This window comes from Limnohabitans sp. DCL3 (assembly GCF_048019295.1).
Lineage (GTDB): Bacteria > Pseudomonadota > Gammaproteobacteria > Burkholderiales > Burkholderiaceae_C > Limnohabitans_A.
In genome coordinates this window covers 2,321,558-2,338,128 of record NZ_CP171842.1, presented here as the reverse complement: position 1 = coordinate 2,338,128, position 16,571 = coordinate 2,321,558, and the positions used below count along the sequence as shown (strand labels likewise).

The following is a 16,571-nucleotide window of genomic DNA, read 5'->3' as shown; positions in this document are numbered from 1 at the left end:
TCAATCCTTGTAAGGGTGTGTGGCTTTCCAATGCCGTGCAATGTCGAGGCGCCGCGCCACCCAGACTTTGTCGTGCGACTGGATGTGGTCCAAAAAGCGTTGCAGTGCGGTGATGCGGCCGGGGCGGCCCAGCAAGCGGCAGTGCATGCCGATGCTCATCATCTTGGGGGCGTTGTCGCCATTCGGGTCACCTTCGGCATAGAGCGCGTCAAAGGTGTCCTTCATGTACTGGAAGAACGGGTCGGCATGCGAATAGCCCTGGGGCAGCGCGAAGCGCATGTCGTTGCAATCCAGGGTGTAGGGCACGATGAGTTGAGGTGCATCGGTGCCGTCGCTTTTGCGCACTTTCATCCAAAACGGCAGGTCGTCGCCGTAGTAGTCGCTGTCGTACTCAAACCCGCCGAAGTCAGCCACCAAGCGGCGGGTGTTGGGGCTGTCGCGCCCGGTGTACCAGCCCAGGGGGCGTTCGCCCGTGAGCTTTTGCATGATCGCCATGGCCTCGGCCATGTGGGCACGCTCGGTGGCTTCATCGATATTTTGGTAATGGATCCACTTGAGGCCATGGCAGGCGATGTCGTAGCCCAGTTCTTGGAAGGCGGCGGTCAATTCGGGGTGCTTTTGCAGCGCGGTGGCCACGCCAAACACGGTGAGCGGCAACTTGCGTTTTTCAAACTCGCGCAGCAAGCGCCAGACGCCCGCCCGCGATCCGTATTCGTAAATGCCTTCCATGCTGATGTGCCGCTCGGGAAAGGACGCAGGGTTGAACATCTCAGACAAAAACTGCTCAGAGCCTGCATCACCGTGCAGCACCGAGTTTTCGCCGCCTTCTTCGTAGTTCAAGACAAACTGCACGGCCACACGGGCACCCCCGGGCCACTGGGCGTGTGGCACATGGCGGCCATAGCCTTGGAGGTCGCGGGGGTAGGGGAGGGTGCTGTCGTAGGTGCTCATGGCGGTCATTGCAAGGGTTCAGGCCAGGGCCAGAGAAATGTCGTGGGTGGGCACTTTGCGGTCAAAGGTCAAGCTGGCTTCGACGTGCAACAGGTGTTCGTGCATCAGGCGCACGGCCAGGTCCGAGTCTTGTGCTTCGAGCGCAGCCACGATGGCCACATGCTCGTCGGTGGAGTGCTCGGCCTCGTTGCGCGATTGGTACATCAAGGTGATCAGGGCGCAGCGCGAGATCAATTCACCCAGCACCTGGGCCAGCACATCGTTGTTCATGAGTTCAGCCATGCGCACATGGAAGTCGCCCAGTAACTCCGTGCGGCCCGTGATGTCGCCCTGCGTCACGGCTTCGCGCTCTTGCTTGATGTGGTCTTTCAAGGCCACGATTTGTTCGGACGTGACCTGCTGCACAAAGGCACGCGTCATCTCGGCCTCCAGCATGCGGCGCACGGCAAAGACCTGTTGCGCTTCTTCGACCGAGGGGGCGGCCACAAACGCGCCGCGAGCCGGTTCGAGCCGGATCAAGCGGTTTTGTGACAACTGAAACAGCGCCTGGCGCACCAACGTGCGCGACACGCCAAAATGGTCGGCCAGCTTTTGCTCGGCCAGTTTGGAGCCGGGCAACAGCCGGTGCTCCACGATGGCGCGGGTCAGTGATTCGACAATGTGGTGCGTGGTGGAAGTTTCCATGTCTCGCGGTCCCTTTTCCGGGTGTCTTTGTCTTGGTGGCGCAAATCATAGCCACCAAATGCAAAATTGTATACACTTCGGTCGACCGGTTTGGACGGCCTCTCAAAGCCAAGCCCAAGCCCCTCTTTTTTGACCCTTATTCAAGACAAGCGAGCACACCATGGGATTGAGCACACACGTTTTGGACACCATGCACGGCTGCCCCGCTGCGGGCATGCAGGTGGCCTTGTACACCACCCAAGGCGATCAGGCCACTTGGGTCAAAAGCTTCACCCTCAACCACGATGGCCGCAACCCCGATGGCCTGCTCTATGACCACACCAGCCTGCGCCAAGGCACCTACCGCCTGGTCTTTGACGTGGCGGGTTACTTCAAGGCCAAGGGCGTGGAGTTACCCGAGCCGAACTTCTTGAACAAAGTGAGCCTGGATTTCGGGGTGGCCCACGAGGACCAGCACTACCATGTGCCCTTGCTGGCCAGTCCCTGGAGCTACTCGACTTACCGCGGTTCATAAAAAATCGGGATCAATAATCGGGATCTGACCCCAATTATTTCGACCCCAATTCTTCAAACATCAATGAGGCTGAAGGTGCGCCTTTTTGCAAGGGGCATCTTGGAGCGACACGGGGTCTGAGCCCGATGACGCCAACAATTCTGTCGATTTGGTCAAAAAAGACCGCCACGTGGGCCCCGGTTCCTTAAAATCGAGGCTTACTGTTTGTCTACCCACACCCTTTCCCATATGACCCAAGTCACCAACACCGTGCGCTTTGTGCTCGACGGCCGCATTGTCGAAGCCCAAGGCGAGCGCCGCACCACCACTGTTCTCGATTATTTGCGCGAACAATTGCACCGCACGGGTACCAAAGAGGGCTGCGCGGAAGGCGATTGCGGCGCTTGTGTGGTGATGGTGGGTGAGCTCAATGGAGCTGGAACGGGCGTGGACTATGTGGCCACCAACGCCTGCATCCAGCTGCTGCCTTCACTGGACGGCAAATCGGTCAAGACGGTGGAGAGCCTGAAAAAAGCCGATGGCACGCTGCACCCCGTGCAGGAGGAAATGATCAAGTGCCACGGCTCGCAGTGCGGCTTTTGCACCCCCGGCATCGTGATGAGTCTGGTGAATTTGGTGCAGGTCTTGCCCATGCCCAACCGACAGCAGATCACCGATTCGCTCAGCGGCAACCTGTGCCGTTGCACCGGCTACAAGCCGATCATCGAATCGGCCACCAAGGCTTGCGCCCAGCCCGAGGCTTTGAAGCTGGACGACAGCGCCGATGTGCCGCTGCTCCAAGAAATTCAACGCGCCAAAGTGCCCACGCTCAGCCTGGACGGTGACATCATCGTGCAGCCGGTCGTGCGTACCCGCAAAGGCAATGAGTTCGTCTCGCCCGCCACCCTGGCCGAGGCGGCCGATTATTTGGTCAAGCACCCGACCACCACGCTGTTGGCGGGCAGCACCGAAATCGGTCTGCAGGTCAACAAGCAGTTCAGCCGCCCCGACCACATCATGTATCTGGGCAACGTCAAAGAACTGCGCCAAGTGAGTGAGACCGCCAGCGCCTGGCGCATTGGCGCGGCGGTGTCGCTCACGCAGGTCGAAGCGCTGTTGGCCCAGGCTTACCCCGACTTCTCCGAAGTGCTGCGCCGTTTTGGCTCCCCCCCCATCCGGTCGACGGCCACGCTGGCGGGCAACATCGCCAACGGCTCGCCCATTGGCGACACCATGCCTTGCCTGATGGCGCTGGGTGCCACTCTGGTGCTGCGCCGTGGCGACAAAACCCGCCAGGTGCTGCTGGACAACTTCTACACTGGCATGAAGAAAAACGTGATGGCGCCCGGCGAGTTCATCGAAGCCATCGAGCTGCCCAAACCTGTGGCAGGCCAGGTGTTCCGCGCCCACAAGGTGAGCAAGCGCTTTGAGCAAGACATTTCGGCCACTTGCGCGGCCATCAGCTACACGCTCAAAGGCGGCAAGCTGAGCGGCGTGAAGCTGGCTTACAACGGCTTGGCGCCATCGCCTTGCCGAGCCCCCAAGCTCGAAGCCGTGCTGGAAGGCCGTGCACCAGCCGACGTGAAATCGGCCGACCTGGACGCCGCGATCACTGCCAGCTTCACCGCCCGTGACGGTCTGCGTGCCACCTGGGCCTACCGCGCCTTGGTCGCCCGCAACTTGGTGCTCGAATTCGTTGAAGAACAATCTTAAAACCAGGGGATAGACCCACATTTGCGCAGCAAATTGGCTCTGTCCCCTCACTTCAGAGGCAAGAATGAACGCTCCTACCCCCATCAAAAACCTGTTGCCCGCTTCTGACGTTCAGCAGGGCAAAGAGCTGGTGCATGAATCTGCGCACTTGCATGTCACCGGATCTGCCACCTACATCGACGACATCCCTGAGCACGCAGGCACTTTGTATGCTGCGCTCATCTTGTCGCCCGTGGCGCATGGTGAGCTGATTGGCGACGGCATTGACCGCGAAGCCATCTTGCGTGAACACGGCGTCGTGGCGGTCTACACCGCCAAAGACATTCCCGGCGAAAACAACTGCGGCCCCATCATTCATGACGATCCGTTTTTGGCCGCAGGCAAGGTCGAGTTCATCGGCCAGGCCGTGGCCGTGGTCGTGGCGCGTGAAATGCTTTACGCCCGCGAAGCCGCCAAAAAAGCCAAGGTGCTGGTGAAAGAACTCACGCCCATCTTGACCATCGAAGAGGCCATGGCCGCGAGCAGCTTCATCATGCCGCCCAAGGGCATCACGCGGGGTGACGCCGCCGCCGCCATTGCCAGCGCGCCCCACAAAATCAAGGGCAGCACCAACACCGGCCAGCAAGAACAGTTCTATCTGGAAGGCCAGATCACGTATGCGGTGCCCAAGGAAGACGGGCAGCTGACACTGTACGTGTCGACCCAGCACCCCGACGGCAACCAGCGCGAAGCTGCGCATGCCCTGAACTTGCACACCAACGATGTGGAGGTGATTTGCCGCCGCATGGGTGGCGGCTTTGGTGGCAAAGAGGGCAATGCCAGCATCTTCAGCCAGAGCGCCGCGCTGGCTGCGCACAAGCTGCAAAAGCCCGTCAAGCTGCGCGTGAACCGCGACGACGACATGACCATCACCGGCAAGCGCCACGATTTCCGCATCGATTACGAAGTCGGTTTTGACGACAACGGCCGTGTCCTGGGCGCCAACATCACCCTCATGTCGCGCTGCGGCTACAGCACCGATTACTCCGGCCCCGTGAACGACCGCGCTTGCCTGCACATCGACAACACCTACCACCTCCCCGCGCTCAAACTGGTCAGCCACCGCTGCAAAACCAACACGCAAAGCGCCACCGCTTTCCGGGGTTTCGGTGGCCCACAAGGCATGTTTGGCATCGAGACGGTGATGGACGAGATCGCCATGACTTTGGGCAAAGACCCCTTGGAAGTGCGCAAGCTCAACCTCTACAAAGACCCGGCCATCAGCGGCTCGCCCGACACCATGACCACGCAATACAACCAGTTGATTGAAGACTGGGTGGGCGACAAGGTCATTGACCAGGTGGAGCAGGAATCCAACTACGCCGAGCGCCGTGCCGCCGTGCATGCCTTCAACGCCAAGAGCAAAACCCGCAAGCGCGGTTTGGCCTTGGTGCCGCTGAAGTTCGGCATCAGCTTCACCGCCACGCACCTGAACCAAGGCGGCGCATTGTTGGTGGTCTACATGGATGGTTCCGTCAGCTGCAACCACGGCGGCACCGAAATGGGCCAAGGCCTGAACACCAAGATGGCGCAGGTCTGTGCCGACGGTTTGGGCATCAGCGTGGACAAGGTGCGCATCACCGCCACCGACTCTCAAAAAGTGCCCAACGCTTCGGCCACCTCGGCATCCAGTGGTGCTGACATCAATGGCGCGGCCATCATGAACGCCACTGCGCAAATGCGTGAGCGTTTGAAGCCTGTCGCGGCGCGCATGTTGGGTTGTGCTGCCGAAGAGGTGAGCTTCTCCAACAACGAAGTCCACGGCGGCGGCAAATCCGTCAAGTGGGCCGATGTCACCAAACAAGCGTACATGGAACGTGTCGGCTTGTCGGTCACGGGTTTCTACATGACGCCCGAAATCAAATACGACTTCGCGACCCTGAATGGCCGTGCGTTCTATTACTACTGCTACGGTGCGGCCGTGAGCGAAGTCGAAATCGACACCCGCACCGGCGAGTGGTGGCTCAAAGCCGTGGACATCGTGCACGACGTGGGCCGCAGCATCAACCCCGCCTTGGACAAGGGCCAGATCGAAGGCGCGTATGTCCAAGGCATGGGCTGGCTCACCATGGAAGAGTGCATTTGGGACAAAAAGGGCAAACTGCTCACCCACGGCCCCAGCACCTACAAAATTCCTGTGGCGGGCGACATCCCCGAGCATTTCAAAGTCACCTTGTTCGACAACGCCAACCTCAAGCCCACACCCTTCAACAGCAAGGCCACGGGCGAGCCGCCATTGATGTTGGGTCTGTCGGCCTTCTTCGCCTTGCGCGATGCGGTGGCTGCCAGCGCCGACCACAAAGCCGTGGTCTACATGGACGCCCCGGCCACACCCGAGCGCATCCTGATGGCTTGCGAAAAAGCCAAGGCCGCTGCAGGGTTGTGAAGGCTTGAGCCGGGTGCCTGAAATGGTTTCAGGCATCCTGTCACTTTGATCCCTCTAGCCCAAAGGAGCAGGCCCATGTCAGACGATCCACGGTGCTGTGGCACCGGCACTTGCATCATCAACGCCGAAGGCCTGTGCTGGTGCGGCCAGCGCTGGGACGGCGAGAAGATGTGCTTCATGCCCGAACCCCAAGGGCTGAGCAAGCCTGGTCAGGCAACTGCTGAGCGCCGATCAGATGGGGAACCGGATGCGCAAGCCCGGGGCTGATGCTTTGGAATTCCTATCGGGGGCACCCCTTGTCGCTTGAATTGAGCACTGGCCACCCCCGCATGGTCAGGGGCTTGCTCAACACAGCGCACGCGCTGGACCATTTGTTCTTGCTGATTTTTGCGGCAGCCGTCAGTGCCATCGCGGCTGACATGGGTTTGGCCCAGTGGCAAGACCTGATGCCGTACGGTGCAGGTGCGTTTTTCATGTTTGGTCTAGGCGCTTTGCCAGCCGGCCGATTGGGCGATTTGTGGGGGCGCCGCAGCATGATGCTGGTGTTCTTTTTTGGCATCGGTGCAGCGTCGATTCTGACGGCCTTTGCCCAAACGCCTTGGCAATTGGCGACCTGCCTGACGCTGATCGGGGTGTTTGCCGCCATCTACCACCCTGTGGGCATTCCCATGCTGCTTGAGCGCTCATCGAATCCGGGTGCCACGATTGGCTTCAATGGATTGGCAGGCAATATGGGGGTGGCAGTGGCCGCTTTGCTCACGGGCTTTTTGATCCAGTGGCAGGGCTGGCGAGCGGCTTTTGTTTTACCTGGGCTGTTGTCGTTGCTCTGTGGTGGGTTGTTCGCACGCGTGTGCCCGAAAGAAGTCTCGTCACCATCCCAGCGCAAGGGTGGGGCTCAAGTCAGGTTGCCCGCCCCCTTGTTGGCCCGAGCCTTGGTGGTCATGACGGCTGCAGCCATCACCAGCAGTGTGCTGTTTAACTTCATGACCAATGGCAACGGTCCCTTGTTGGCCGAACGCTTTCAGGGCGTGTTGGAAGACCCGGCCGCATTGGGCTTGCTGCTGGCTTTGGTATACGCCGTGGCTTCAGTGGCCCAGGTTGTGGTGGGGCACTTCATCAACCGTTTCCCACTCAAGCGTTTTTTCATGGGCATGGTGATGGCGCAGATCCCCATGCTGGTGTTGGCCTCTCAGGTGCAAGGCTGGTGGTTGTGGGCAGCGCTCATTGGGGTGATGGTGTTCATCTTCGGGGCCATACCCTTCACCGACTTCATGATCGCCCGGTATGTGGACGACCGCTTGCGTTCTCGCGTCTCGGGCATGCGCTTGGGCGTGTCGTTCGCGGTCAGTTCTTTGTCGGTCTGGGCCTTGGGGCCCGTGGTCAAGGCGATGGGTTTCGGCAGTGCCCTCTTGTTTTTGGCGGGTTTTTCTGTGGCCACCACGCTCATTTTGACCTTGCTTCCAGGGGCTGAGCACGAGCAGACCCAAGGGTCTTGAACGGTTCGTTCGCCAAAAGGTCGGCCAATTCAGTCTTGACCTTCCGTGAGGGTGTCCAACTGGAACTTGCCGCTTTTGTGCCACAGCCACACATCGGTATAGGTGACTTGGCCCAGTTGCGCAGGTGCGGGGTAGGGGGCTGAGGCTTTGACCATGCGCTCGATTTCAGCCATCACATGGGGCGCATGCTTGGGCGCACGCATCCAGTTCAACGACTTGACCGATCCTTTGGGGTCAATGTCCACAGCCAAGACGCCCACCGCTTCCAACATGGGCGGCAAGCGCCCTCGGTAGATGCGGTGTGCGTGCAGGCCGTACAAATGACGGGCTGCGTCCTTTCGGTACGCCATGCTGCTGCGCGCCAAAGCGCTGGGGTCGGCAGGTGCCGAAATTTTTTCAGGGGCCCTGGCCGCCGGTGGCAAGGGCAGCGGTGCAAGCGGAGGCATGGTGGCCGTCGGTGCACTCGGTGTGCTGGGTGCTGGAGGGGGGGTGTCACAGCCGCTGAGCAGCGCCAAAGTGGCCATGGCCATGGCCAAGCCAAGGGGCGTGAAAAATCTTTGAACGGTTGGCAAGCGTGGTGTCATGGTGGGGCCCTGTCCTTGGCATACTCTGCACTGAAGTGGATTGTGGCATCGTGACAGTTGGCGCAGCAAAACGGCCGCACTCTTCAACACTGATTGGACATCAAAGCGTGAATTGGATTGAGCAAGCCCTTCAAAGGCTGAACACCGAGCAAGCGGTGCGGGTAACTGTGCAAGCCACGCAAGGCTCCGTGCCCCGGGGACCCGGCACGCACATGGTGGTGTTTGCCGAGGGCGAACACGGCACGATCGGGGGGGGGCATTTGGAATTTCAGGCGCTGGCCCACGCTCGGCTTCTCTTGATGGGGCAAACCGAGCAAATTCACTTGCGCCAGGTCTTGGGGCCCAGTTTGGGTCAGTGTTGTGGTGGCGCAGTTGATCTCGTTTTTGAGCCCATCAGCGCGGATGACCTGCCTCGAATGCGCACGCAGTTGACGCCGCAGCGCAAGCCATTGGCGCTGTTTGGTGGTGGCCATGTGGGCAAGGCTTTGGTGCACACATTGGCCCCTTTGCCCTTTGCCGTGCGATGGATCGATAGCCGCGACGAGATATTCCCTGCCGATGTGCCCGCAGAGGTGGACTGTGAGCATTCCAACCCGGTACAAGCTGCAGTTGCTGATGTGGCTGCAGGCAGCCGTGTGTTGATCATGAGTTTCAGCCATGCCGAAGACTTGGACATCGTGATGGCCTGCTTGAAGCGCCAAAGGGAGCGGGGTGATTTGCCGTTTGTGGGCCTGATCGGCAGCCAAACCAAATGGGCCACCTTCCGGCATCGCCTTGAGGACCGTGGGTTCACCGCCCAAGAGATCGCCCACATCACCTGTCCGATTGGCGTGCCAGGGATCACCGGCAAAGAGCCTGAGGTCATTGCGGTGTCGGTGGCGGCACAGTTGTTGCAGACACTTTGACCCTGTGCTGCTGGTTTCCCCTAGGCACGGCAGACTTGGGAGGGCTGGAAAGCTGGCCGCAAACTGTATACACTTGAGTGCACTGGTCGCAGCGGCGCAAGAATCTCCGGATTCATGTTCGCGACCGAATACCCGCTCACAGGGCCCGCGGTGGTGAGCTGGTTGGAGAATCCTTCATGGAGTCGTATTTTCTGGAATGGGCCAATTTGTTGCTGCGATGGGTGCATGTCATCACCGCCATCGCCTGGATTGGCTCCTCGTTTTACTTTGTCTTCCTGGACAACAACCTGCAAAAACCCAACTCGCCTGACTTGCTCGAAAAGGGCGTGGGCGGGGCCATGTGGGCGGTGCACGGCGGCGGTTTTTACAACCCGCAAAAGTACATGGTGGCACCCAAAAAGATCCACACCAAGCTCCATTGGTTCTATTGGGAAAGTTACTCCACCTGGCTGAGTGGCTTTGCGCTGTTCACGGTGCTGTACCTCTACAACGCCGGCACCTTTTTGATCGACAAGTCCTTGATGGCCTGGTCACCCGTGATGGCCGGATCGGCCGCAGTGGGCATGTTGGTGGCCTTCTGGTTCGTGTACGACATCATTTGCCGTGTCTTTGGCTTCCGAAAAAACGGCGAACTGATCGTGGCGGGCCTGATGATCGTGGTGGTGGCCTTTTGCGCTTGGCTGGCCAATGAACTGTTTGCCGGTCGTGCTGCATTCTTGTTGGTGGGCGCGATGATTGCCACCGCCATGAGCGCCAATGTGTTCTTCTGGATCATCCCCGGCCAACGCAAAGTGGTGGCGGCCATGACCAGCGGAGAGACGTATGACGCCAATGCCTTGGCCATCCACGGCAAGCGCGGCAAGCAGCGCAGCGTGCACAACACTTACTTCACCTTGCCCGTCATCTTTGCGATGCTCAGCAACCACTACAGCTTTTTGTACACGCACGAACACCGCTGGGTGTTGCTGTTTGTCATGATGTTGGCCGGTGCCCTGATCCGCCAGTTCTTTGTGCAGCGGCACGCCTTTCACTTGGGCCGTGCCGCCAACCCTTGGCCTTTTGCGGCCGTGGGTGTGGTGATGATTTTGGGCGTGATCGTGGCCTTGCGACCCGCCCCCCCCAAAGCATTTGCAGCGCCTGCGCAGCCCGTGAGCTTCGTCCAAGTGCAAAGCCTGGTGGGGCAGCACTGCCTGTCATGCCATGGTGCCCAGGTGCAAATGAAGAACGTGCGCTTGGACAGCCCTGAGTTGATCAAGCAAAACGCCCAAAACATGTACCAACAAGTGGTGGTGACGAAGCAAATGCCCATGGGCAATGCAACGGGTTTGACCGAAGAGGATCGGGCCCTGTTCGGGCGTTGGTTTCAGGCCGGGGCCAAAACCGAGTGAGTGACGGGGCGATGGGGTACCGACTGCCCTACGCCATCGGCCTGCAGCGCAAGGCCTCCCAGGCTCAGGCCCGAGCTGCTCAGGCGCCTATGGATTTCCAAGCGGCGTTTCAAACTGGTCGGCGTTTTTGCCCTTGAAAGGCGCATAAAACGCTTGGATGGCGACCATGTCTTTCTCGATGTCTCCCGATGGGTAGAACAAAGGCCCCAAACCACTGACCTTGCGCGAGTAGTCCATGTAGGCCATGACAATGGGCACCTGCGCTTGCACGGCGATGTAATAGAAACCCGATTTCCAATAGCGGGTTTTGCTGCGTGTCCCTTCGGGTGGGATCACCAAGTGCACCGCGCCATCGGCCTTGACCAATTCTTGCGCGCAAGAGTCCACCAGGTTGGAGGCTTGCGATCGGTTGACCGCAATGCCGCCCAGCCAGCGCATCAGCGGCCCAAAAGGGAACGAGAAAATGCTGCTTTTGCCCATCCAATGAATGTGCAGACGCAATGCAAATGCCACCATCAGGGTGTAGGGCAGGTCCCAATTGCTCGTGTGCGGCGCCGCAATGAGCACGCATTTGGTGACACCCTCGGGCATTTGGCCTTCAATCTTCCAGCCCGTGGCTTTGAGAAATCCCAGCGAAATTCCGCGAAGAACGGTGTTGACGATGGGGGTGTCAAAGATGGTGCGTTGCATGGCGCTGGTCGGTCATCTGAAATCGGCAAGGCGTCATGCGGGTTTGCATGGCTCGGAGAAACCAATTATGGCGGTCAAATTTGATCAAATGGATAAATTTGGCAATTCTCTTGCCGCATCAAAACCACCAAGTCACCGCATAAGGAATCAGCAAGGCCCCTGCAATGCCATGCAGTCCCATGCCCAAGCTGGCATAGGCTCCGGCCTCGGCGTTCACGCTGAATGCGCGAGACGTGCCAATGCCGTGCGCGGCCACCCCCAGGGCAAAGCCGCGTTGCCACCAGGCGGTCACGCGCAGGGCGTCGAGCACATAACGGCCGAGCACCGCACCCAAGATGCCGGTGCTCACGGCAAAGATGGCGGTCAGGGTGGGCGAGGCTTGCGCGCGCTCGGCAATGCCCATGGCAATGGGCGCGGTGACCGATTTGGCCACCAGCCCGCGCACCAGCGCTTCGTCCACGCCCAGCCAACGTGCCATGGCCACGGCCGTCAGCACCGAAGTGATGCCGCCCGCCATGAGCGACATGAGCAACACCCCCATGCGGCCCTTGAGCGAAGCCAAACCTTTGTAGATGGGAATGGCCAGCGAGACGGTGGCCGTGCCCAGCAAGAAGTGCACAAATTGCGCGCCTTCAAAATATTGGGCGTAAGGCATGTCGATCAAGTGGATGCTCCAGCACACGACAACCACCGCGATCAGCACCGGATTGGCCAATGGGTGGCGCTGGCTGCGCTCGTACACGGTCAGGCCCAGCAGGTAAGCGCTGAGTGTGAGCACCAAGGCCAGCAGCGGGCTGCCCGAGAGGTAGACCCAAATGTCGGAAATGGGCGGCAGGGTGTTGTTCATGGTGGGCTGTCCTTTTTGGCAAACAGTTGGAGCACCAAGGCGGTGACCGCCACCGTGGCCACCACGCTCAGCACCAGCGCCGCCGTGATGGCCCAGGCGTTGGCTTGCAACAGGGGCAAATACAGCACCACGCCCACCGATGCGGGGATGAACAAAAGCCCCAGGTGCTGCAAGAGGCTGCTGCCCACCCCATCCATGCAAGCGGGCACATGACCGCGCAGGGCCAAAAATGCCAGCAGCAACACCAAACCCAACACAGGCCCGGGGATGAAGGGCAGGGCGAACTTGGAGAGCAGCTCGCCCAGCGCCTGGAAGAGGAAAAGTTGAACGAGGCCTTGGATCATGGCGACAGTGTAGGCAAGTCCGTGTGCCGCGGCGAGTGCTAATAGCTGTGATCAAAATGCACAGGATGCCGGCCTGCAGCAGACGTCATGCCCGTTGGCTGGCGTTTTTTGCATGTGCTTTGGCATGATCCGATGGCGACGATAAGCGTTGGAGGCCCGACCATGAACCCATTCTCAGCCCTGTTCACGAATGGAGTTTTTCATGGCATTCACACCCCCCCCACCACAGGTGGCGCTCGTCACTGGCGCATCGTCCGGCATGGGCAAAGAGACGGCCAAGCGGCTGCTGCAAGAGGGCTTGGTGGTTTACGTTGCGGCCCGGCGTGTGGCGCAAATGGAAGACCTGCGGGCCCTGGGCGCGATACCGCTGCAAATGGACATTTCGTTGGACACTGACATCGTCGCGGCGGTGAACAGCATCACCGAGGGCCATGGCGGCATTGATGTGTTGGTGAACAACGCGGGCTTTGGCATGTACGGCGCGATGGAAGATTCGACCCTGGCGGATGCCCGCTACCAATTCGAAGTCAACCTGTTTGGCATGGCGCGGCTCACACAATTGGCGCTGCCCCACATGCGCCACCAACAGGCGGGCAAGGTCATCAACATCTCGTCCATGGGCGGCAAGATGTACACCCCCTTGGGCTCTTGGTACCACGCGACCAAGCATGCGGTGGAAGGTTGGAGCGATTGCTTGCGCCTTGAGTTGGCACCCTTGGGCATTCAGGTGGTGATCATCGAGCCCGGTGTGATTGCCACCGAATGGGGCGGCGTGATGCTCGAGCCCATGCTGGCGCGTTCGGGCCAAGGCCCGTACCACGCCATGGCGCAGGGCATGGCCAAGGCCATGCGCAGCACCTATGCCAAAGCGGGTGCCGCCTCGCCGCCTTCGGTGGTGGCCGATGCCATACTGCAGGCTGTCCGATCGCGCCGACCCCAAACCCGTTACGTCATCGGCAAAATGGCCAAGCCCTTGATGTTCATCCGCAAGTATTTTGGGGACCGCATCTTTGACCGGGCCATCATGAGCCAAGTCAAGTAGTCCACCCCTCCAAACGCATCAACCCGCCAGAAAGCATCTCATCGTGAAACAGGCCACACGCTTTTCTGTGCAGATGGGCTGGAAGCTGCTCATCCTGGACATGGGTTATGCACCCGCCGATGTGCTGGGCTTGGCGCGTTTGCCGGGCGACCTGTTTGTGCGACCGGGCGCGAGTTTGTCGCCTGCGCAGTACTTTGACCTGTGGCGCGGGTTGGAATTGGCCGCTGGCGACGACGAGCTGGCTCTGAAGTTTGCGCAGGCCATGTCGGTGGAGGCCTTTGATCCGGCCCTGTTCGCCTGCCTGTGCAGCCCCGACCTGAACACCGCACTGCAGCGGCTGGCGCAATACAAACGCCTGATTGGGCCTTTGAACATGGCGGTTGACATCCGCGCTGACCGAACCCAAGTCACGCTCAGCTGCTACGGGATCGACGAGCCGATTCCCCGCAGCTTGGGGGTGTCGGAGTTGGTGTTCTTCACACAACTGGCCCGCTTGGCCACGCGCGAGCGGATCGAGCCCTTGAGGGCTTCGGTGCCCGAGTTGCCAGTGGATATGACGGCGTACAAAACCTATCTGGGTTGCGATTTGGGCACAGCAGCGCACATTCAAATTGACTTTTCCGCGCAGGCTGCAAAACGCCCCTTTTTGACGGAAAACAGGGCCATGTGGGCGGCTTTTGAGCCGAGCTTGAAGCAACGGCTGTCTGAACTCGATGCACAAGCGAGCATGCGCGAGCGGGTCAGGGCGGTGTTGCTGGAGACGCTGCCCGCAGGGATCACCCGCATCGATGCGGTGGCCCAGCGCTTGGCGGTGAGTAAGCGGTCATTGCAGCGGCAGCTGGCCGACGAATCGGTGGGGTTCCAAGAAGTGCTGAGCGAGGTGCGACAAGCATTGGCACAGCATTACCTGCGCCGCACCGACATTTCAGCAGGCGAGATTTCGTGGCTGTTGGGCTTTCAAGAGAGCAATTCCTTCATCCGGGCTTTCAGAAACTGGACCGGTATGACGCCTGCAGCCTATCGGCATGGGCGCTCGGGCGTGCATGCCCCGTGGCATTGAAGATTTGAAAAAGAACACAGAGAGGAAAACATGTTGAAAGAGATGACGGATTATTTTGTGGGCGAGAAGCAAGAAAGCGTGCTCTTCATGCTGGCCGCCTTGATGGCGCTGGGCCTGGCGATTTGGCTGTGGACCCAAGGCCACCGCTTGCGCTGGATGGCCCTGCCTTTGGTGGTGGTGGCGCTGATGCAATTGGGGGTGGGTGTCACCATTTTGGTGCGCACCGATGCACAACTGGCCCAGCTCAGCACGCAACTCGTGAGCGCACCAGCGGCGTTCAAACAAGCCGAAACCGAGCGCATGCAAACGGTGATGCGCAACTTCAAACTTTATAAATCCGTTGAAATTGCCCTGCTGGTGCTGGGGACCTGCCTGGTCGCGTTCTTCTCCAAATGGGACGCGGCCACCGGCATCGGCATCGGGCTGGTGCTGCAAGCGAGCTTCACGCTGGTGCTGGACCTGTTTGCCGAGGCGCGTGGGGCGGCTTATCTGAAGGCGCTGGCGGGCATCGCAGCGTAGCTCAGTTCGCACCCAAGGCGAGTTGCATGGCCAACTGGTTGTGTCGCTCGATCAGCGGCCCCATGTCCACGGTGGTGACCTCACCTTGGCGCACCACCACACGGCCATTCACGACCGTGTAATCGGCGTTGTCGCTGGCGCACAGCAAGAGCGCCCCGACAGGGTCGTGTACCGCGCCGCCCGCCATGCTCAGGGTGTCGGTGCGGAACATGGCAATGTCGGCGCAATAGCCATTTTTGATTTGTCCCAGCTCGTGGGCGCGGCCCAGCACCTCGGCGCCACCACGGGTGGCCAGGCGCAGGGCGTCGCGGGGCGTCATGTCGGCGGGGCCGGGGTCACAACCGAAGGGTTCAAGGGCTCGGCCCACACGCGCCAACAGCATGGCTTGGCGCGCTTCGTTCAGCAGGTGCGCCGCGTCGTTGCTGGCGCTGCCGTCGACGCCCAGGCCCATGGGCACGCCGGCGTCGAGCATTTTGCGCAGAGGCAAGATGCCACTGGCCAAGCGCATATTGCTGCAGGGGCAGTGGGCAATGCCGGTGCGCGTTCGCGCGAACAGGTAGGTGCCTTCGTCATCCAACTTCACGCCGTGGGCGTGCCACACATCGTGGCCCACCCATCCCAAGTCCTCAGCATATTGCGCAGGCGTGCAGTTGAACTTTTCGCGGGTGTATGCAATGTCGTGGTCGTTTTCGGCCAGATGGGTGTGCAGGCGCACGCCATGGGCGCGGGCTAATTTGGCCGATTCACGCATCAGGTCCTGACTCACGCTGAAGGGCGAGCAGGGGGCTACGGCGACATGGGTCATCGACCCGAAGCGGGCGTCGTGCCAGCGCTCGATCAGGCGCTGGCTTTCTTTCAGGATGGCGGGTTCCTGCTCGACCACGCGGTCGGGCGGCAAACCGCCTTGGCTCTCGCCCACACTCATGCTGCCGCGTGTGGCCGTGAAGCGCATGCCGATGGTGTGCGCGGCTTCGATGCTGTCGTCCAGCCGCACGCCGTTGGGATAGATGTAGAGGTGGTCACTGCTGGTGGTGCAACCGCTCAGCAGCAATTCGGCCATGGCCACTTGGCCTGAGACACGCACCATCTCGGGCGTGAGGCCCACCCAGATCGGGTACAGGCCTTTCAGCCAAGAAAACAACTCCGCGTTCTGCACTGCCGGAATCGCCCGCGTGAGCGACTGGTACATGTGGTGGTGCGTGTTGATCAGACCCGGCACCACGACATGGCGACGGGCGTCGATCACTTCATCAACCTGCGTGAGCAGTTCGTCGATGGGCTCATTCGCGGGGATGATGCGCTCGATGCGCCCATCTCGGATCAGCAGCGAGGCATCAGGCAGTTCGGTGTTCGCATCGTCCATGGTGGCGATGCAGCGGGCGCGGTGGATGAGCAATGTGGTCATACAGCGAACTTTACCCGCCTTGGGG

17 protein-coding genes are annotated in these 16,571 nt (G+C 60.4%); 10 read left to right on the top strand and 7 right to left on the bottom strand.

Translation table 11 applies throughout. From position 1 onward, the window contains the following. Together puuE and ACHEXK_RS10700 are read right to left on the bottom strand one after the other, a co-directional pair. Window positions 1-951 (bottom strand): allantoinase PuuE, encoded by a 951-nt coding sequence (puuE, locus tag ACHEXK_RS10705; RefSeq protein ID WP_416546018.1) that lies wholly within the window; start codon window positions 949-951, stop codon window positions 1-3. 18 nt (window positions 952-969) lie between these two features. Continuing rightward, the gene (locus ACHEXK_RS10700; RefSeq protein ID WP_416546016.1) at window positions 970-1,635 is read right to left on the bottom strand and encodes a GntR family transcriptional regulator; all 666 of its coding nucleotides are present in this window, start codon (window positions 1,633-1,635) and stop codon (window positions 970-972) included. A gap of 160 nt (window positions 1,636-1,795) precedes the next feature. On the opposite strand from ACHEXK_RS10700, the gene uraH reads away from it, so the two are divergent. The 5 genes from uraH (at window position 1,796) to ACHEXK_RS10675 (ending at window position 7,762) form a co-directional block, all read left to right on the top strand. Further along, window positions 1,796-2,149: a hydroxyisourate hydrolase gene (uraH, locus tag ACHEXK_RS10695; protein ID WP_416546014.1), complete on the top strand. Its 354-nt coding sequence runs from the start codon at window positions 1,796-1,798 to the stop codon at window positions 2,147-2,149. 228 nt (window positions 2,150-2,377) lie between these two features. Further along, window positions 2,378-3,841 (top strand): xanthine dehydrogenase small subunit, encoded by a 1,464-nt coding sequence (gene xdhA, locus ACHEXK_RS10690; protein ID WP_416546012.1) that lies wholly within the window; start codon window positions 2,378-2,380, stop codon window positions 3,839-3,841. A gap of 64 nt (window positions 3,842-3,905) precedes the next feature. Continuing rightward, window positions 3,906-6,266: a xanthine dehydrogenase molybdopterin binding subunit gene (gene xdhB / locus ACHEXK_RS10685; protein WP_416546010.1), complete on the top strand. Its 2,361-nt coding sequence runs from the start codon at window positions 3,906-3,908 to the stop codon at window positions 6,264-6,266. Between the two features lie 75 nt (window positions 6,267-6,341). Then, complete coding sequence (locus tag ACHEXK_RS10680; RefSeq protein WP_416546009.1) at window positions 6,342-6,533, top strand: hypothetical protein; 192 nt, start codon at window positions 6,342-6,344, stop codon at window positions 6,531-6,533. Window positions 6,534-6,562: 29 nt separating this feature from the next. After that, entirely contained in the window at window positions 6,563-7,762 is a 1,200-nt protein-coding gene (locus ACHEXK_RS10675) for an MFS transporter (protein WP_416546007.1), read from the top strand. A 29-nt stretch (window positions 7,763-7,791) separates the two neighbouring features. On the opposite strand, the gene ACHEXK_RS10670 is transcribed toward ACHEXK_RS10675, so the two are convergent. Further along, a complete protein-coding gene (locus ACHEXK_RS10670) occupies window positions 7,792-8,346 on the bottom strand; it encodes a hypothetical protein (protein WP_416546005.1) in 555 nt (184 codons plus the stop codon). A 107-nt stretch (window positions 8,347-8,453) separates the two neighbouring features. Here ACHEXK_RS10670 and xdhC point away from each other — a divergent pair, with 107 nt between their 5' ends. Beyond that, window positions 8,454-9,251, top strand: a complete 798-nt coding sequence (gene xdhC / locus ACHEXK_RS10665; RefSeq protein WP_416546003.1) for a xanthine dehydrogenase accessory protein XdhC — start codon at window positions 8,454-8,456, stop codon at window positions 9,249-9,251. Window positions 9,252-9,427: 176 nt separating this feature from the next. Then, window positions 9,428-10,639 (top strand): urate hydroxylase PuuD, encoded by a 1,212-nt coding sequence (locus tag ACHEXK_RS10660; protein WP_416546001.1) that lies wholly within the window; start codon window positions 9,428-9,430, stop codon window positions 10,637-10,639. An 87-nt stretch (window positions 10,640-10,726) separates the two neighbouring features. On the opposite strand, the gene ACHEXK_RS10655 is transcribed toward ACHEXK_RS10660, so the two are convergent. The 3 genes from ACHEXK_RS10655 to ACHEXK_RS10645 form a co-directional block, all read right to left on the bottom strand. After that, window positions 10,727-11,329 carry a lysophospholipid acyltransferase family protein gene (locus ACHEXK_RS10655; RefSeq protein ID WP_416545999.1) on the bottom strand — a complete coding sequence of 201 codons (603 nt, stop codon included), beginning with the start codon at window positions 11,327-11,329 and terminating at the stop codon, window positions 10,727-10,729. Window positions 11,330-11,447: 118 nt separating this feature from the next. Continuing rightward, the gene (locus tag ACHEXK_RS10650) at window positions 11,448-12,176 is read right to left on the bottom strand and encodes an LrgB family protein (protein WP_416545997.1); all 729 of its coding nucleotides are present in this window, start codon (window positions 12,174-12,176) and stop codon (window positions 11,448-11,450) included. After that, on the bottom strand, window positions 12,173-12,520 hold the full coding sequence (locus tag ACHEXK_RS10645; protein WP_416545995.1) for a CidA/LrgA family protein: 348 nt from the start codon (window positions 12,518-12,520) through the stop codon (window positions 12,173-12,175). Before ACHEXK_RS10645 ends, ACHEXK_RS10650 begins: the two co-directional genes overlap by 4 nt. A gap of 202 nt (window positions 12,521-12,722) precedes the next feature. Here ACHEXK_RS10645 and ACHEXK_RS10640 point away from each other — a divergent pair, with 202 nt between their 5' ends. The 3 genes from ACHEXK_RS10640 to ACHEXK_RS10630 are packed head-to-tail and all read left to right on the top strand — an operon-like array spanning window position 12,723 to window position 15,141. Then, window positions 12,723-13,562: an oxidoreductase gene (locus tag ACHEXK_RS10640; RefSeq protein WP_416545993.1), complete on the top strand. Its 840-nt coding sequence runs from the start codon at window positions 12,723-12,725 to the stop codon at window positions 13,560-13,562. A 43-nt stretch (window positions 13,563-13,605) separates the two neighbouring features. Then, window positions 13,606-14,622 carry an AraC family transcriptional regulator ligand-binding domain-containing protein gene (locus ACHEXK_RS10635; protein ID WP_416545991.1) on the top strand — a complete coding sequence of 339 codons (1,017 nt, stop codon included), beginning with the start codon at window positions 13,606-13,608 and terminating at the stop codon, window positions 14,620-14,622. 30 nt (window positions 14,623-14,652) lie between these two features. Continuing rightward, window positions 14,653-15,141, top strand: a complete 489-nt coding sequence (locus ACHEXK_RS10630; RefSeq protein ID WP_416545989.1) for a hypothetical protein — start codon at window positions 14,653-14,655, stop codon at window positions 15,139-15,141. 1 nt (window position 15,142) lies between these two features. On the opposite strand, the gene ACHEXK_RS10625 is transcribed toward ACHEXK_RS10630, so the two are convergent. Further along, on the bottom strand, window positions 15,143-16,546 hold the full coding sequence (locus ACHEXK_RS10625; RefSeq protein WP_416545987.1) for an 8-oxoguanine deaminase: 1,404 nt from the start codon (window positions 16,544-16,546) through the stop codon (window positions 15,143-15,145). Between the last annotated feature and the right edge of the window lie 25 nt (window positions 16,547-16,571).

What these genes read in the sequence shown, in the direction of transcription:
- ACHEXK_RS10700 (WP_416546016.1), bottom strand. Translation starts at nt 1,635, where the DNA reads ATGGAAACTTCCACCACGCACCACATTGTCGAATCACTGACCCGCGCC.
- ACHEXK_RS10670 (WP_416546005.1), bottom strand. Translation starts at nt 8,346, where the DNA reads ATGACACCACGCTTGCCAACCGTTCAAAGATTTTTCACGCCCCTTGGC.
- ACHEXK_RS10630 (WP_416545989.1), top strand. Translation starts at nt 14,653, where the DNA reads ATGTTGAAAGAGATGACGGATTATTTTGTGGGCGAGAAGCAAGAAAGC.
- ACHEXK_RS10680 (WP_416546009.1), top strand. Translation starts at nt 6,342, where the DNA reads ATGTCAGACGATCCACGGTGCTGTGGCACCGGCACTTGCATCATCAAC.
- uraH (WP_416546014.1), top strand. Translation starts at nt 1,796, where the DNA reads ATGGGATTGAGCACACACGTTTTGGACACCATGCACGGCTGCCCCGCT.
- ACHEXK_RS10650 (WP_416545997.1), bottom strand. Translation starts at nt 12,176, where the DNA reads ATGAACAACACCCTGCCGCCCATTTCCGACATTTGGGTCTACCTCTCG.
- ACHEXK_RS10640 (WP_416545993.1), top strand. Translation starts at nt 12,723, where the DNA reads ATGGCATTCACACCCCCCCCACCACAGGTGGCGCTCGTCACTGGCGCA.
- ACHEXK_RS10625 (WP_416545987.1), bottom strand. Translation starts at nt 16,546, where the DNA reads ATGACCACATTGCTCATCCACCGCGCCCGCTGCATCGCCACCATGGAC.
- ACHEXK_RS10655 (WP_416545999.1), bottom strand. Translation starts at nt 11,329, where the DNA reads ATGCAACGCACCATCTTTGACACCCCCATCGTCAACACCGTTCTTCGC.
- xdhA (WP_416546012.1), top strand. Translation starts at nt 2,378, where the DNA reads ATGACCCAAGTCACCAACACCGTGCGCTTTGTGCTCGACGGCCGCATT.
- xdhB (WP_416546010.1), top strand. Translation starts at nt 3,906, where the DNA reads ATGAACGCTCCTACCCCCATCAAAAACCTGTTGCCCGCTTCTGACGTT.
- ACHEXK_RS10645 (WP_416545995.1), bottom strand. Translation starts at nt 12,520, where the DNA reads ATGATCCAAGGCCTCGTTCAACTTTTCCTCTTCCAGGCGCTGGGCGAG.
- puuE (WP_416546018.1), bottom strand. Translation starts at nt 951, where the DNA reads ATGAGCACCTACGACAGCACCCTCCCCTACCCCCGCGACCTCCAAGGC.
- ACHEXK_RS10660 (WP_416546001.1), top strand. Translation starts at nt 9,428, where the DNA reads ATGGAGTCGTATTTTCTGGAATGGGCCAATTTGTTGCTGCGATGGGTG.